Annotated in this window: 11 protein-coding genes; 10 read left to right on the top strand and 1 reads right to left on the bottom strand. The window is 50.1% G+C overall.

Translation table 11 applies throughout. The features are described 5' to 3' along the window. Positions 1-2: 2 nt before the first annotated feature. The gene (gene purH / locus JUF10_RS06660; protein WP_203641445.1) at positions 3-1,532 is read right to left on the bottom strand and encodes a bifunctional phosphoribosylaminoimidazolecarboxamide formyltransferase/IMP cyclohydrolase; all 1,530 of its coding nucleotides are present in this window, start codon (positions 1,530-1,532) and stop codon (positions 3-5) included. 471 nt (positions 1,533-2,003) lie between these two features. Here purH and JUF10_RS06655 point away from each other — a divergent pair, with 471 nt between their 5' ends. The 10 genes from JUF10_RS06655 to JUF10_RS06610 all read left to right on the top strand — a co-directional run bounded on the left by JUF10_RS06655 (position 2,004) and on the right by JUF10_RS06610 (position 15,136). Beyond that, entirely contained in the window at positions 2,004-3,356 is a 1,353-nt protein-coding gene (locus JUF10_RS06655; RefSeq protein ID WP_203641444.1) for a GH25 family lysozyme, read from the top strand. A 23-nt stretch (positions 3,357-3,379) separates the two neighbouring features. Continuing rightward, positions 3,380-4,021 (top strand): hypothetical protein, encoded by a 642-nt coding sequence (locus JUF10_RS06650; RefSeq protein WP_203641443.1) that lies wholly within the window; start codon positions 3,380-3,382, stop codon positions 4,019-4,021. 626 nt (positions 4,022-4,647) lie between these two features. Beyond that, on the top strand, positions 4,648-5,301 hold the full coding sequence (sdaAB, locus tag JUF10_RS06645; protein WP_203641442.1) for an L-serine ammonia-lyase, iron-sulfur-dependent subunit beta: 654 nt from the start codon (positions 4,648-4,650) through the stop codon (positions 5,299-5,301). Positions 5,302-5,313: 12 nt separating this feature from the next. Then, positions 5,314-6,204, top strand: coding sequence for an L-serine ammonia-lyase, iron-sulfur-dependent, subunit alpha (gene sdaAA, locus JUF10_RS06640; protein ID WP_203641441.1), 891 nt, complete (start codon positions 5,314-5,316; stop codon positions 6,202-6,204). A 280-nt stretch (positions 6,205-6,484) separates the two neighbouring features. Next, positions 6,485-6,805 (top strand): metal-sulfur cluster assembly factor, encoded by a 321-nt coding sequence (locus JUF10_RS06635; RefSeq protein WP_373301295.1) that lies wholly within the window; start codon positions 6,485-6,487, stop codon positions 6,803-6,805. A gap of 385 nt (positions 6,806-7,190) precedes the next feature. After that, the gene (locus JUF10_RS06630) at positions 7,191-8,360 is read left to right on the top strand and encodes an AI-2E family transporter (RefSeq protein ID WP_203641439.1); all 1,170 of its coding nucleotides are present in this window, start codon (positions 7,191-7,193) and stop codon (positions 8,358-8,360) included. A gap of 181 nt (positions 8,361-8,541) precedes the next feature. Then, positions 8,542-10,002, top strand: a complete 1,461-nt coding sequence (locus tag JUF10_RS06625) for an ABC transporter permease (protein WP_203641438.1) — start codon at positions 8,542-8,544, stop codon at positions 10,000-10,002. Between the two features lie 13 nt (positions 10,003-10,015). Beyond that, on the top strand, positions 10,016-10,675 hold the full coding sequence (locus tag JUF10_RS06620; RefSeq protein WP_203641437.1) for an ABC transporter ATP-binding protein: 660 nt from the start codon (positions 10,016-10,018) through the stop codon (positions 10,673-10,675). A 720-nt stretch (positions 10,676-11,395) separates the two neighbouring features. Continuing rightward, complete coding sequence (locus JUF10_RS06615) at positions 11,396-12,790, top strand: FAD-binding oxidoreductase (RefSeq protein WP_203641436.1); 1,395 nt, start codon at positions 11,396-11,398, stop codon at positions 12,788-12,790. Positions 12,791-13,498: 708 nt separating this feature from the next. After that, entirely contained in the window at positions 13,499-15,136 is a 1,638-nt protein-coding gene (locus JUF10_RS06610) for a glycoside hydrolase family 13 protein (protein WP_203641435.1), read from the top strand. Positions 15,137-15,305: the final 169 nt, after the last annotated feature.

Genomic DNA, 15,305 nt, shown 5'->3' with positions numbered 1-15,305 from the left:
GTTTAGTGGCGGAAATGACGATTGCCGGTGAAGACCAGGGCCACGCCATACTTTTCGGCCATGGCGATGGAATCTTTGTCGCGGATACTACCGCCGGGTTCGGCGATCACCTTGATGCCATGTTTGGCAGCAAATTCGACACAGTCGTCCATTGGGAAGAAGGCATCGGAAACTAAAACGCCTTGGTCGTAGTGGTCTTTGACCTCGGCCTTACCGACGGCAATCTTAACGGCGTCGATCCGGTTCATTTGACCGGGGCCAACGCCTAGCGTTTGGTCCGGTGTGTTGATGACGATGGCATTACTCTTGATGAACTTAATCGCCTTGAGGCCAAAGGTAATGGCCGATAGTTGTTCGGCGGTTGGTTGGGCGGTCGTCACCACCTGAAATTCTTCTGGGTCATCGGCGATGTTGTCGCGTTCTTGACGAAGTAGGCCGCCCCGGACACTGATCAATTCGTCGTCTTCTGGTGCCTTTGCGTTGGAGAAATCGACCGTTAGGAGGCGCAAGTTTTTCTTCTTGGCGAGTACCGCGTAGGCATCGTCATCGAAAGCGGGGGCAATAATAATCTCCAGGAAGAGTTGGTGCATCTTGGTTGCGGTTGCCAGGTCGACACGGCGGTTGAGGACAATAATGCCACCGAAGATGGACATGGAATCGGCCGCGTAACATTTGTCCCAAGCAGCTTCAAGTGTGGTTGCTGAACCGATACCGCAGGGATTCATGTGCTTTAAGGCCACCACGGTTGGGTCGTCAAATTCGCGAATTAGCCCCAGCGCGGCATCGGCATCTTTGATGTTGTTAAAGGAAAGCGGCTTGCCATGGAGTTGTTTAGCCGCCGCAATTGAGAAGGGGGCTGGCTGGCAGTCCTGGTAGAAGGTCGCGGTTTGTTGCGGATTCTCGCCGTAGCGCAGGGATTGCTTCCGTTTGTAGGTCAACGTTAACGTTTCCGGCTTGGCATCATCGGTCAGGTAGTTGGCGATGACGGCATCGTAGTGGGCCGTATGATGAAAGACCTTGGCGGCTAAATGCTTCCGCAGACGGGTGTCGTCGGTATGGTCGGCTAGGGCATGACTGACCTGGTCGTAGTCATCGGGATCACAGACCACGAGCACATCATCGTAGTTTTTCGCAGCCGCCCGAATCAAGGAGGGCCCGCCGATATCGATCTGCTCAACGGCCGCAGCGAGGGTGACGTTAGGCTCTTGAATCGTTTGCGCAAAGGGATAGAGGTTGACACAGACTAAGTCGATGGGTGTGATATTGTGTTCGATCAAGGTTTGACGATGAACGAGGTTCCCTCGTTTGGCAAGAATCCCGCCAAAAACCAATGGATTTAACGTTTTGACGCGGCCATCTAGCATTTCTGGAAAGTGCGTGACGTCTTCAATCGGAATGACGGGGACGTCGGCAGCGGCTAAAAAGGCTTGGGTCCCGCCAGTGGAGACAATTTCGAAGTTTTGAGCAATCAGATTTTGGGCAAATTCAACCAGACCAGTTTTATCAGAAACGCTAAGCAATGCACGGCGCATGAGAGAACCTCCTAAGTTAAGTCGTTCTAAGATATGTCTATCATACGTGTTCTAGTCCGAACAATCAACGGGAACAAAATATAAATATTCGTATAAATGGCAACTAATGCTCATGGATTGGTCACTTAACTATTTGAATGATTATGAGAACTGAACATTCTGGACAAAAATTATTATAGCCAGGCCTTTCCCAATTTAAAACAGCGGCAATGGCTGGCAAACTATAGCTTAGTCGGTTCAAACTGCCAACCATTTTCCAAACGGATTGTCACGACTATCGTTGGTTTAACGGCGTTTCTGTAATAAATATAATTGTAAAAGCCAGTAACTGAACTGCAATCCCGTTGACACGTAATCTACATTTTAGTGGCTTAAAGTAGAACGTGGTTGAGAGATGAGGTGGTGAAAGATTCCAAGACGACTTACAGAATGCAAACGAACTCACCAAATCTAAATAGGGAAGTGTCAAGCATGTCAACACATCTATGGGCCAAGCGGTTGGCGCAAGCAGCCGTCGCCGCTAGTGCCCTTGTCGGTATCGCGTGGGGCGGTCAAACCACTGCCAACGCAAGCACCTTAGCCATTCCGGATATTTCTGAGTGGCAGGGAAAGTTAACGGCTAGTCAGGTGTCTAATCTGAAGAGCCAAGTGTCCTTTGTGATCAACCGGCGGCAGTACGGATCGTCCTATCAAGACCTGTATGCGGCCAACAACACCGCGCTTTACGTGAAGTATGGGATTCCATTTGGCGAATACGACTACGCCCGGTTCACCAGCGCGGCCAGTGCCAAGCAAGAGGCTAAGGACTTTTACAATCGGTCGAACAAGAGCGCACAATTTTACGTGCTAGATTTTGAGGAAAATGACGTGACATCGGGGACGACCAACGCCGCCGTTAAGGCCTGGTACGATGAAATGAGTGCCTTGACCAACAAGAAATTAGTCTTCTACTCTTACCAGTCGTTTGCGACTAATTATGCCAATACGGCGCGTCAGAACTTCGATGCGCAGTGGATCGCCAACTATTCCTATACGCCAACGATTGCCCATGCGTTGTGGCAGTATACGGATCACAATTACTTAGCGGCGTTGGGTGAATACACCGACAACAGTAAGGCCGTCACGTCGGTTCACCCCGTTTCATGGTGGACGGATGGCGTGACGACGGCGTTAACCCACACCACGACCACCTATGCTTATAGTAGTTATAAAAAGGGTCAGCACGTCTATCTACATAAGGGTGCGGCGAAGGATGCGGACGGCAATACCATTGCAGCGGCTGACCGGCAGAAATTTTACAAGGTGACGCAGGTCAAGGCGGTGACGCAATCGAAGTCGCAACAAGCGCTCTATCTGGATGGCCTGAACAAGTGGGTCTTGTCTGAGGATGCGACCGGCTACTGGGTCGGTCAACACGGTTCCTTTAACCTGAAAAAGAAGTTGTACGTCTACTCGAATTCGAGCCTGAGCAAGAAGACGGGGAGCTACTATGTCGCTGGTGACACGGTCGCCGGAAAGGTCGTTAAGGCTCCCAGCGGTAAGTCTTACCGAATCAAGACGAAATTGGGCTACCTGTCAGCCAATACGAAATATTCCGACCATGCCTACTACGAATCACTAGGGACCAACCGGGTCATTACGACCAAAAAGCCGGTCTACGAATACACCAGCAGTTCCTTTAAGAAGGCTAACCGGACAACTAAGGTAGCCAAGGGGACGACACTTACGGTGACTGGCATTAAGAAACGGTCGACCGGGTCACGGTACTTCGTGTTAAGCAATGGTAAATATGTCACCGCTCAGATGGCATACGTCACTGAATAATTGTGAAAAGAGGTTGGATAAATATGCAACGAAAGACGAAAATTGTGACGGCGGTCACGGCCGCTTTAGCCGTGCTCACGTTAGGTTCGGGTACCGTGGTTCAGATGCATGCGGCTAATGATGTGAGCTCGGTCGGCCAGACAGTGGCCCCTAAATCGGCTAGTACGGATGGCGCCAAGCTAACGGCCACAAGTACCAGTGGCACTAAACAGAATTACACGGTCAAGTATGACGGTAATAGCGACCAGTCGGCGACCTTCCAGAAGAAGACATATGGCACTGATTCGACAGCGGAAAAACAAGTGGATTATGTCGGTAACAATACGGAAGGAGCAACGGTCAAATTGAATAAAAATACGACAGCGGTCGTCCAGGGAACCATGGGGCATACCTACGTTCATTGGAATAAAGGGGACTGGTCAGTCACGGCCGTTACCAGCAATGCTGATGCGGCTGGAACGCCGAAGCAGTTTGCTAAACAGGTCAACCAGCAGATTACCGAGGCAAGTCTGCCTAAGCGTGCCGATACCGGAGCCATCACCGTGTACAGTCAAACCGACGATGACGAAGCTAATTCGGTCACTTGGCAGAATGGAAAGCAGGTCTACAAGGTCAGCGGTACCACGGCCGATACGACGGTTAAGGTGGCGCAGGACGCTGAGTAGGAGTGAAGAAAAGGATCAAAAGGCGGTTATCCGGGTTAAGCGGATAACCGCCTTTTGGCGCACATTTAGGCAATGTAAGTTTAGAGACGCAAAAGGTCTGGGGATGTTTTGTTTGGAGAAATGTTGGGGCCAAACTGCTGTACCGCTGCCGGTGATTGTGGTCAACACATACCGATGCGAAACAGAATTTTATGTTCCTCCAAAGGCAGTGTTAATCCTAGTGGCACATGGTTTTAGTGAGTTTGATTGGTAGATTGGATTGCTAACTTAATTTCACCGACTGTCTTCATGATTTTATTTATAATTGGTGATACGATAGTGACTGCAACACTCATAGCCCATGTGCTATGAGTGCCATTCTCAGAGCGATAATTCCGCTAGTTGGGATGACAACATCGCGGACTGGTTTGATTGTTGCCTTTGAGATGAACTTAGTTGTCAAATTTTAATTGCCATCGTGCTGAGTTTAGCAGTACGATTGGGCTTATATTGGTTTGTGGGTCCTCAGAAATTTCAAGAGTCACACCGTCTCCGAAATTGGTGAGGGCGATGTGCTCGAAGGAGCCAAGATTGCCGAAACCTAATTAGCGATTATGGATTAACATTTGGAATGGGAGGACTTTAAAATGACCGTCAACTACAAGAGTGTTTTTGATATTATCGGCCCCATCATGATTGGGCCGTCTAGTTCACATACTGCTGGTGCCTGCGCCATTGGTCGGGCCGCAAACAGTATTTTTAAGGATAAGCCAACCGACATTGTTATTCACTACTATGAATCATTTGCCCAAACACATAAGGGCCACGGAACTGACTACGCTATCATTAGTGGAATATTAGGATTCGCCCCTGACGACAGTCGGTTACCTTATGCAATTGGCTTGGCACAAGAACAAGGTATCAACATTACCTTTATCGAAGAGCCTGAAAATAGTCCCATCAATCACCCAAATACGGCCATCGTTGATTTGAAGAACGACTCTAAGCAGATTACGGTTGCTGGTTGTTCCGTCGGTGGGGGGACTATCGAAATCCGTGAAATTAAAATGGATGGGTTTGACATCAAACCCAAAGGTCCCCTGCCTATTCTCCTAGTTCAGGGTGAGGAAGACGAACAGCAGAACGTAACCGCTCAGCTGGCTAACTTGACGAAAATAAATGCTCAACAAAAATATCAATCTAGTAAAGGGAATCTTTATGAATATGACCTGGACAGTCGTTTAAAGGCTCATGAGATTGACGAACTAGTCAGAAATAATGACAAAATAGTTTACTTATAGGGGGCAGCAATCGTGTATATGAGTGTAGCGGAATTGGTCGATGCAGCGAAAACTGCTAAGAAACCAATCTATGAATTAATGATTGAACAGGAAATCAAAATCTCCAAGACCAGTCGTGAGGAGATTGTCAAAACGATGAGCCGGAACCTAGATGTCATGGAAATTGCGGTTAAGAAAGGCGCTGAGGGAGACGGGGTCTTTTCTCCAACCGGCTTAACCGGTGGGGAAGCGGTCAAAATCAAAAAATACCGAGCAACTGGCAAGACGCTTTCCGGAGATATCATGATGCAAGCCGTTCAGAATGCCATTTCAACTAATGAAGTTAACTCTTCAATGGGAGTGGTATGTGCCACACCAACTGCTGGATCCGCCGGTACTTTACCAGGTGTGATTTTCACATTGCGTGACCGGTTGAACCTGACCCGCGAACAAATGGTTAACTGTCTGTTCACGGCGGGGGCATTCGGGATGATAATTGCTAATAACGCTGAAATTGCTGGAGCCACGGGTGGTTGTCAAGCCGAGGTTGGGAGTGCCTCAGCCATGGGCGCTGCCGCCGCGGTAGAGGTGGCTGGTGGGACCCCTGATCAATGTTCCGAGGCTTTGGCCATGGCAATTAGTAACTTGATGGGATTGGTTTGTGACCCCGTTGCTGGTTTGGTTGAGTTACCTTGTGTTAAACGGAACGCAATCGGTGTAGGGAACGCCATGATTGCCGCCGATATGGCCTTGGCGGGTCTAACCAACAAGATTCCGGCAGATGAAGTCATCGCCGCCATGCATAAAGTGGGTAAGGGCCTGCCTAAGGCCTTACGTGAGACCGGTTTAGGTGGCTTGGCCGCAACACCAACTGGCATCCGGATGAAGGAAAAAATTTTTGGTAAATCAAGAGATAGAGACTAATTGAAACGAAAACGGTCATGGTGTTTCGCTGTACCTATCTTTTAGATAGAATTGATTAAGATGGCTGGTCTCGATAGTGCAGCTTGTCATTGGGACGTTCACGGATTGAACGCCAAGTTCCGTACAAAGCAGGACGCTTCAGCTAGAAATAAGGCCAGCCGGTATGGTTGCTTTTTACATAAAGGGGAACTTTTATGATGAATTTTGTAAGTAAACATTTCGGCGTTAAACATATTTTGAAAATTTACTAATGTTTTTAAACGCTTGGGGGATGACAACGATGGATAAAAAGGATTTATCAGCCGAAGAGCTGCAAGTGGTGGCAGCTTTGGAAAAAGTAATCGACCCAGAACTTGACGTTGACCTGGTCGATCTTGGCTTAATCTATGATGTGACCGTCACGGATAAGCACTGCGATGTGACCATGACGTTGACCACGATGGGCTGTCCCATTGGCAACGTGCTGGCCAGTCAGATCAGTCAAGCCGTCATGTCCGTTCCCGTTGTCGAAACCTGTGATTTGAATCTCGTTTGGGAACCTGCTTGGAATATCGATATGATGAGTCGTTATGCTAAGGTTGCACTTGGCGTTCATGGTTAGAAATAGTGACAGATTAGTTAGCCCCTAAGGTGGGAGCACTGTGGAACGCTGTGGATGGTCGACTGACTGTAACTAATCATCAGATAAAGAATGAAACGGTCGACAGAAAGTGTATCGACCGTTTTTGTGTCCACCGCTGACTTCGAATGCACGTGGAACCAGTCAATCATCAAGTTAGTAAGTCACTTAGTCCCTGCGCATGAAAAGTCACCGTGATTTTCAAAAAAAGCTAGTCACAGGTGCTTAGCAGACTTACACTAAAGCTATGCTCAGATTAGAAGCGGCAGTGAAAAATAGCCAAATTGTTGCTATACCGGGTTATTGGCTCCTGATTCAAAAGAAATTAGCCTGCGTGATCGACCATTACAAACAAGGAGGGATCGTTGTGAAAAATTTGCGCCAACCGGATTCGGGTTTTTCCTGGTTCTACCAACGATTTTTAAATAATCACATTACGATTCTATTATTAAATATTTTTCTGCTATTATTGGTGCTCAACGAACTCATGCAAAACGCCTGGTTGTTGACGCCCATCTGGAAGTTCATCGGTATCGCCATGCCAGCCGTCGTGGTCGCGGGGATTCTGTTCTACGTCCTGGATCCATTCGTCCACTTAATGGAACGGCGACTACATATTCGGACTGGGTTAGCGATTGCCATTGCCATGATCGTTACAGTCACGGTTATCGTGTTAATTTTTCTCAATCTGATTCCATTTTTAGCGCGGCAAACGACCGGGGCCATTTCAGCGCTCCCGCAATTTTCTAACGACATGCTGCGGAATTTGAATCGCCTGAATCAGCAGCACCACTGGCTGTCGAGTGACAACTTAGACGACATCAACCAGCGCGTCACGACTTACTTCTCCAAGCGGGGGCTGAACCTCCTGACGGGAACACTGAGCTCATTGGGCAACGTCGTCACGACCGTGAGTGACTGGATCATCACGCTGATCACCGCGCCCCTGGTCCTGTTCTTCATGTTAAAGGACGGTTCACGGTTTCCCCATTACGTCAGTCAGGTCGTTCCCACGGCTTATCGCGACCGTTTTGTCATCATGCTTGACCAGATGAACGTGAAGGTCAGTTCCTACGTGCGTGGTCAGCTGACCGTGGCGCTGTGCGTCCTGATCATCTTCACCACCGGTTATTCGATCATCGGGTTGCGTTACGCCATTTTGATTGGACTGCTGGCCGGCCCACTAAACTTGATTCCATACTTCGGCTCGGCCATCGCGCTGGTCCCCGCACTGATTATCGGGGTCGTCACCAGTCCCTCCATGTTGCTGGGCGTGGTCATTGTCTACCTGATCGAATGGGTCTTGGAAACGCAAGTCCTGTCGCCACTGATCATGGGTAACAGCCTCGCCATGCATCCCATCACCATCGTCTTCGTGCTGCTGGCTGGGGGCAAAATGTTTGGCCTGGTCGGCGTCATCTTCGGCGTGCCAGGGTTCGCTGTCCTCAAGGTTCTGGCCACCACCGGTTTTCAATGGTACCAGGAATACTCGGCGCTCTACCCGGACGTTTTGCCGCCGGACGAGCTTGAACCTTAAGCGTTTATTAACACCATGATACAATTTAAATTCACACAGAAACGGCGGTGCCATAACGGTTACCGCCGTTTTTTAGTCGGCTCGTTTTGGACCAGTTAAGTCGGCTAAGCCACCAACTTTAAGTTTCCGACAAGTCCCGTTTGCCATAATCGTCCCATGTTATGAAATGGAGGCGACTCGAATGAATTTTTTCAAACGGGCCTGGTTAAACGTGTGGGCGAAGAAGGGCCGGTCAGTTCTGCTGATCCTGGTCTCATCCGCCATCCTCATGTTTGTTTTGGCTGGTTTATTGATTAGAAGTGCCGCGGTCAAGGCGACCGACCAAGCGAAAGCGGACGTCGGGGCAACGGTGACGTTGTCGGCGAACCGGCAGGCAGCATTTAAGAAGATGCAAAGTAGCAGTAGTTCCAGCAGCAAGTCCAGTCGGCCGAAGATGACGCTGACGCCGGTCAAGTTGAGTGATGCGACGAAGATTGCTAAATTGAGCAATATCAGCAGCTACAATGTGACCAGTTCAACATCGGTCAACGCCAAGTCCTACGATACGGTCTCGACCAGTTCGGGCCTGAGCGGTGGTAATAGCGGCGGCCCCGGTGGGATGAAATCATCGACGAGCACGGGTGATACCCAGATCGATGGGGTCACGAGCACCAGTCTCGCCACCGATTTCAGTAGCAAGCAGAGCAAGATTACCAAGGGTCGCGGCATCACCACGGCCGACAAGAACACGAACCACGTGGTGATTGAAAAGGACCTGGCGAGCCAAAACAACTTGACGGTCGGCGATACCATTACGGTCAAGGAAGCTACCGGTAGCAAGGATAAGGTCAAATTAAAGATCGTCGGTATCTACAAGGCCAGCTCAACGAGTTCTAGCTCGGCTGGTCCCATGAGTACCGACCCAGCCAACACCATGTATACCTCATATACACTGGCCAACACTTTTAAGGGTAGCAAGTATGCGGGCACGGCGGATTCTGTGACGTTTAACGTCAGCAATCCGGCCAAGGTCAGCAGCGTGAAGACGGCTGGTAAGAAATTGATCAACACCAGCAAGTACGCGCTGAGCACGGACGATTCCAGTTACCAAACGGTCAAGGCGTCCATGAGCAACGTGAAGAGCTTTGCCAACAAGATTGTTTGGCTGGTCGCGATTGCCGGGACGATTATCCTGGCGCTGATCGTCATCTTGATGATTCGCGAACGGCGGTTTGAAATCGGCGTGCTCCTTTCCCTAGGAGAAGCACGGTGGAAGATCGTCGCCCAGTTCTTTACGGAAATGTTGATGGTCATTGTGGTGGCCGTCGCGATTGCGGGTGCTGGCGGTAAATTTGTCGGTAATCAACTCGGATCGCAGCTGGTCTCTCAGAGCGCAACCACGACACAGACGACTAGTACGACCGGTCAACCCGGTGGTAGCGGGACGCCTGGTGGCAGTGGCATGAAGGGTGGCAATGGCGGTCCTGGTAACATGGGCCAGAGTACCAACACTAAGGCGGCCAAGACCGAACTAGACGTTTCCGTCAGCGCTGTTAATTTGGCGGAACTCGGTGGCTTCGGCTTAGCCATCACGTTCCTGTCGATCATGATTGCTTCCGGCGGGATTCTACGACTGGAGCCGAAGAAAGTACTGATTTCCTAAGGAGGGACGTCAATTGCTGAAAACACAAGGCCTGGGGTACTGGTACCAGGATAAAGATCAACCGTTGTTTCAAGACATCAATCTCGAATTTGAAGTGGGGCAATCCTGCGCGATTCTCGGCCATTCCGGGACGGGGAAAACGACGTTTCTGTCCCTGATTGCGGGGTTGGACAAGCCTAAAGAAGGCGACATTCTGTTGGATGACCGCTCGTTGAAGAAGATTGGTCTAACTAATTACCGGCGCCATGACGTGTCCATCGTCTTTCAGGCCTATAACCTGTTTACCTACATGTCACCACTGAATAATCTGTTAACGGCCATGGCCATTACAGGGGCGGAACATGCGGGTGACAAGGACTTTGCCCTGAAGACGCTAAATGACCTAGGAATCAGCGCCGACCTCGCTACGAGAAATGTTCAACACCTCTCCGGTGGCCAGCAACAGCGGGTCGCTATCGCCCGAACCATGGCATGTGATGCGCAACTAGTCGTGGCCGATGAGCCGACTGGAAATTTGGACGAGGACAACACTAAAGAGGTCATCGAACAGTTCCAGCGCATCGCGCACGATCGGCAGAAGTGCGTGATCATCGTGACGCATGAGCCAGACGTGGCCGATCAATGCGACCACCAATACCGCCTCGAAAACAAGCAGTTCACGAAGTTGGCTTAAATGGTTCGCCTGCGGCAGCCAGCCACGTCGTCCTGTGGGGACCGACCGAAGCCGCGAAACCCACGCGTCTTCAAGTACGTCTCGTGCTGTAAGCCAGCTGAAGGACGCTGACTAACACCACCGACACGGGACTCTGTGACTGGCTGCCTCCGGCTGTTTAAGCCAGTCTGATGAGTTGAACTGGTCTATCAGGTTTCGCGTCGCTAATGTGTCATGAACTTCAATTGTGTGGGCATGCTTATCTATCAATCAACTAAATAAATTGGTGCGTCACGTTTTGTCCATCAGGGACTAGAACGTGACGCACTTTTTATTGGTCTGGTCATTATCAGTGAGGTATCTGGGGATACTGAGCCGTTTAGAAGGGATTATCAGACCAAGCTACAGCACGGAATTGATCAGAAGATGTTATCAGCTGACAACTAAGCCTGTACTTTCAAAAAGTACGTGTTAAAATGATCAACGATAGACTTGGTATTAGCTTAGTCGTAGGATGACAGGTACGGAACCCTGTGTCGGTGTTCTTAGGCCGAGAGAACTTCTCGGTCTTAGAACACGGGTCGGGCTTGGAAACTCGCTGATTTTTGCGAGGTTTCAAGCCGCCCTGAAGACTCGGTCTTTGAGGCTTCAGGTCTACCCCACAGGGTGGAGTACCTGGCAGCCGGAGACGAACTGCGAATGCCAAGGAGCGTTTAAAAATAATTGAAGAGGGTCTTCAGTATGACAGTTTTTAGTGCCTATTCGGATGAAGATATTTTGACCTACCTGCAAGAACAGGTCAAAGATGGAACGGTAAAAACAGATGCAGCAACGTTAAAGAAACAGTCCTTCAACACCAACGCTTCCGGCGGTGAGTCCGGGTTAGCTCGGGCATTCGTCGAGGTGGCGAGCGTCGAAGACATTCAGGGTGTCCTGCGGGCCGCACGGAAGTTTCATATTGCCGTGGTGCCCCAAACGACCTTTAGCAGTACCGTGATCGGTTCCGATGGGATCGATGGCGCCATCATTATTTCGATGCGTAAAATGAATCAAATTTTGGAAATCAGCAAGGAAGATTCCGTGGCCGTCGTTCAGCCAGGCGTGGTCAACGGTAATTTGGACAAAGAAGCGCGCAAACAGGGCCTGTTCTACGCCCCAGATCCGGGTTCTAAGCCATTCTCGTCCATCGGGGGTAATGTATCGACCAACGCCGGCGGAATGAGCACCGTGCGCTTTGGGGCCACTAAGGACAATGTTTTAGGCCTGAAGGCAGTTTTAGCCGACGGACGCGTGGTCAAGTTGGGCGGCCGGACGCTGAAGCAGGCGTTTGGCTACGACCTGACGCAGCTCTTCGTGGGCTCCGAGGGCACACTGGGCATCATTTTCGAAATCACTGTGAAATTAATGCCAATTCCATTGGGCAAGTCCGTCATGGGGGTCGCTTTCTTCGAAGATATGGGCACCTTGGCCAAGGCCGTGACGGCTATTCGCATGTCGGGCGTTTACCCAACCATGCTGGAAGCCTTAGATGGCAACACGGTGGTCGCTTTGGATCGTTACGAAAAGACCCACTATGCCGATAACAGCGGCTCCATGCTGATTTTTCGGTTAGATGGCAGTAGCGATGAGACCGTGGGCGTGTTGAACGACCTGTTGGCGAAATACAACGGGCAAAACGTGCAGGTCACGACTGATCCGGACGAACAACAGGCGCTGGGGAAGTTGCGGCAGGACATGTTACCAGCCGTCTTTGCCGGCAACAATCATCTGATGGAAGACATGGCGATGCCCCTGTCACAACTGGCACCGATGATGGATTACCTGCAAGACCTCGGCAAGAAGCTAGGCATCAAGATCTACACGGCCGGTCACGCCGGTGATGGGAATGTTCACCCAACCTTCACCTGGTCCGAAGACGAGGATGAAGTGCCAGAGGTCATCATTGAAGCCCTCCGGCAGACGTTCTGGAAGACGCTGGAACTGGGCGGCACGATTTCTGGCGAGCACGCTGTGGGGATGTTAAAGAACCAGTGGAACAACCCCGAACTCGGCGAAAATGTCGACCAACTGCAACACCAAATCAAGACGTTATTCGATCCGATGAATCTGTTGAATCCTAAGCGAAAAATCGACTAGTAAAGCTACGTTAAAATAGTTTAGAAAAAGTTCCGGTGAGTCCGAACCTGCTTTTTGGTTACGGATTGACTGGAACTTTTTTGGTATCAGGTAACTTTAGCTGATGCGAGTATGCTTGAGATTATTCCTTAAGAACTCTTTCGAGAACATTACGCTCCGATAGTTGAGATGACAGTTATCGTATTATCATCCAAGGACACAGTTATTGTGGCAACACCCGATCAGAGCCGGAGGAGGCCAGGGATGCAGCCAGCCGTGGTAATCTTGGCAGCTAGCCATTGGCTAGCTGCCAAGATGGGCGACTTTTGAGACGCGTGATTTTCGCGGCTTAAAAGCGAGCGAGAAGCCTGATCTATAGGCTGAAGCGTCCCCACAGCAGGCGGAATCCCTGGAATCCGGAGTGCGACCAATTTAATCTACTTTCTAGTTAGTTCACCAAAGTAATCAAATTTAGGGACCATCTGGTTAAAAAAGGTAACTAGACATGCCCGTATACTAGGAGCGGGTGTTACCGCTACCCCGTTATCTTTCCACCCATCATTAGTCTGGCCGACAACATTTAACATGGGTCGAACTATTTCGTGAGCAATAAAGTTGCGAAATCAGCCGACAAACGCGATAATTATTGTTACAATTGGAAGCGAATGCAAGGCGGCGGTAAAGTAACCGCAACCGGTTGCAATTTTCAGTTGTGAAAGGAAGACCGTAATGGGCGACACACAGTGGTGGCGACACGCCGTGGGGTACCAAATTTACCCGCAGAGTTTTCTCGATAGTAATCATGATGGGGTCGGGGATTTAGCCGGCATAGAAACGAAGATCGACTATCTCCAATCCTTAGGGGTGGACTTTGTCTGGTTAGCGTCATTTTACCCGTCAGGCCAAGTGGATAACGGGTATGACGTCACCAACTACCGGGACGTTGATGGCCAGTACGGGTCTCTAAACGACTTTACTCGTTTGGTTGCCGCACTTCACGCAGCCAACATTAAAGTGGTGATCGACCTGGCCTTGAACCATACGTCGACGCAACACCCGTGGTTTCAAGCAGCACTTAACGACCCGACCAGTCCATACCGGGACTACTACATCTGGCGTCCGGCTCAACCAGATCAGCTCCCGAATAACTGGGAGTCTGTGTTTGGCGGCTCGGCTTGGACCTACGAGGCGACGTCCCATGCGGCCTACCTCCACTCTTTTGCGGAGGAACAACCCGATCTCAACTGGGAAAACCCGGCTGTTCGTGATGAAATGGCGGCCATCATTCAATGGTGGGCCGACCGCGGTGTAGATGGGTTTCGATTGGATGGCGTGACCCATTTAAAGAAGCGGCAGGACTTTGCGAACGTTGCGAACCCCAAGACGGATTATTACCAAGACGTTGCGGGGGTCGACACCTTTTTGGCGGCCTTGAAACCGGTCTTGCAACGCAACCAATTGCTCGCTATTGGCGAAGCTGGCGGTATCGATATGGCTACCGCCCAGCGCTGGTTAGCACCGACCACGGGATTCTTTGATCTACTGTTGGAATTTGACCACGTTCATTTCTGGGAGACCGCTGATTCGAAATTACCCGTGGCGGCTCTGCGAAAAACGTTGTCGAAATGGCAGTTTAACTTAGAAGGCCGGGGGTGGAACTCCCTGTTCATTGAAAATCACGACTTGCCACGTGCCGTTTCGTACTATGGCAATGACGTCGATTATCGGCGTCGTTCCGCGAAAGCTCTGGGCCTGTGGTACCTGTTGATGAAGGGCACGCCGTTCATCTACCAGGGACAAGAACTCGGTCTCCCCAATGCGGGCTTCGACAAAATTGCCGATTACAGAGACCTTGACAGTCGATTATATTACCAGCAACAACGTGCTGCGGGCATCCCAGAAAAGGTGGTCTTGCGGCAGTTGGCAGAAAAGAGTCGGGACAATGCGCGGACGCCGATGCCGTGGACCCATCAAGAGTTTGGCGGGTTCACTGATGGCCAACCTTGGATCAAGATGACGCCGGGGTTTGAACAGGTCAATGTGGAGCGTGAAAGCCATGACCCACACTCCGTCTTGACGTTTTATCAACAGCTCGTGCGGCTGAAAAAATCCGTTCCGGCCTTGGAACAGGGCCGCTATGAACTGATCGACACGCAAGACGACCAACTGTACGTCTACCGTCGGACGCTAAACGGGGATAACTGGCTGATTGTGGTCAATATGAGCAATCAGGTCGCAACGACACAAGAATTTGATTTAAATACGAGTGAAATGATCTTTACCAATCTGCCGGTGGATTCCGATTCGGATGATCCGCAGATTCAGCCGTGGGAAGCGCGGTTGTACCATTTACGGAAACTAGAATAGTCAATAGACGTTGAAGCCGGGAGTAAATAAAACGGCTTCTTTTTTTTCCATTCGGTAAACTTTTTCACAAAAAGAACGGTTACTATTGCTTTTTACTTAATTGTTCTTTATTATTAATTATATAGATATTTCTATGGGGTCAACCATTTTGCGTATTGCTAATCGTGTT

It is taken from the genome of Levilactobacillus andaensis, assembly GCF_016861695.1.
Classification (GTDB): domain Bacteria; phylum Bacillota; class Bacilli; order Lactobacillales; family Lactobacillaceae; genus Levilactobacillus; species Levilactobacillus andaensis.
The sequence above is the reverse complement of the archived record's forward strand: the minus strand, read 5'-3'. Positions and strand labels throughout refer to the sequence as shown.

Excerpts from the sequence above, each read along its gene's own strand:
- purH (WP_203641445.1), bottom strand. The coding sequence starts at position 1,532 with ATGCGCCGTGCATTGCTTAGCGTTTCTGATAAAACTGGTCTGGTTGAA.
- JUF10_RS06650 (WP_203641443.1), top strand. The coding sequence starts at position 3,380 with ATGCAACGAAAGACGAAAATTGTGACGGCGGTCACGGCCGCTTTAGCC.
- JUF10_RS06635 (WP_373301295.1), top strand. The coding sequence starts at position 6,485 with ATGGATAAAAAGGATTTATCAGCCGAAGAGCTGCAAGTGGTGGCAGCT.
- JUF10_RS06655 (WP_203641444.1), top strand. The coding sequence starts at position 2,004 with ATGTCAACACATCTATGGGCCAAGCGGTTGGCGCAAGCAGCCGTCGCC.
- JUF10_RS06610 (WP_203641435.1), top strand. The coding sequence starts at position 13,499 with ATGGGCGACACACAGTGGTGGCGACACGCCGTGGGGTACCAAATTTAC.
- JUF10_RS06625 (WP_203641438.1), top strand. The coding sequence starts at position 8,542 with ATGAATTTTTTCAAACGGGCCTGGTTAAACGTGTGGGCGAAGAAGGGC.
- JUF10_RS06615 (WP_203641436.1), top strand. The coding sequence starts at position 11,396 with ATGACAGTTTTTAGTGCCTATTCGGATGAAGATATTTTGACCTACCTG.
- sdaAB (WP_203641442.1), top strand. The coding sequence starts at position 4,648 with ATGACCGTCAACTACAAGAGTGTTTTTGATATTATCGGCCCCATCATG.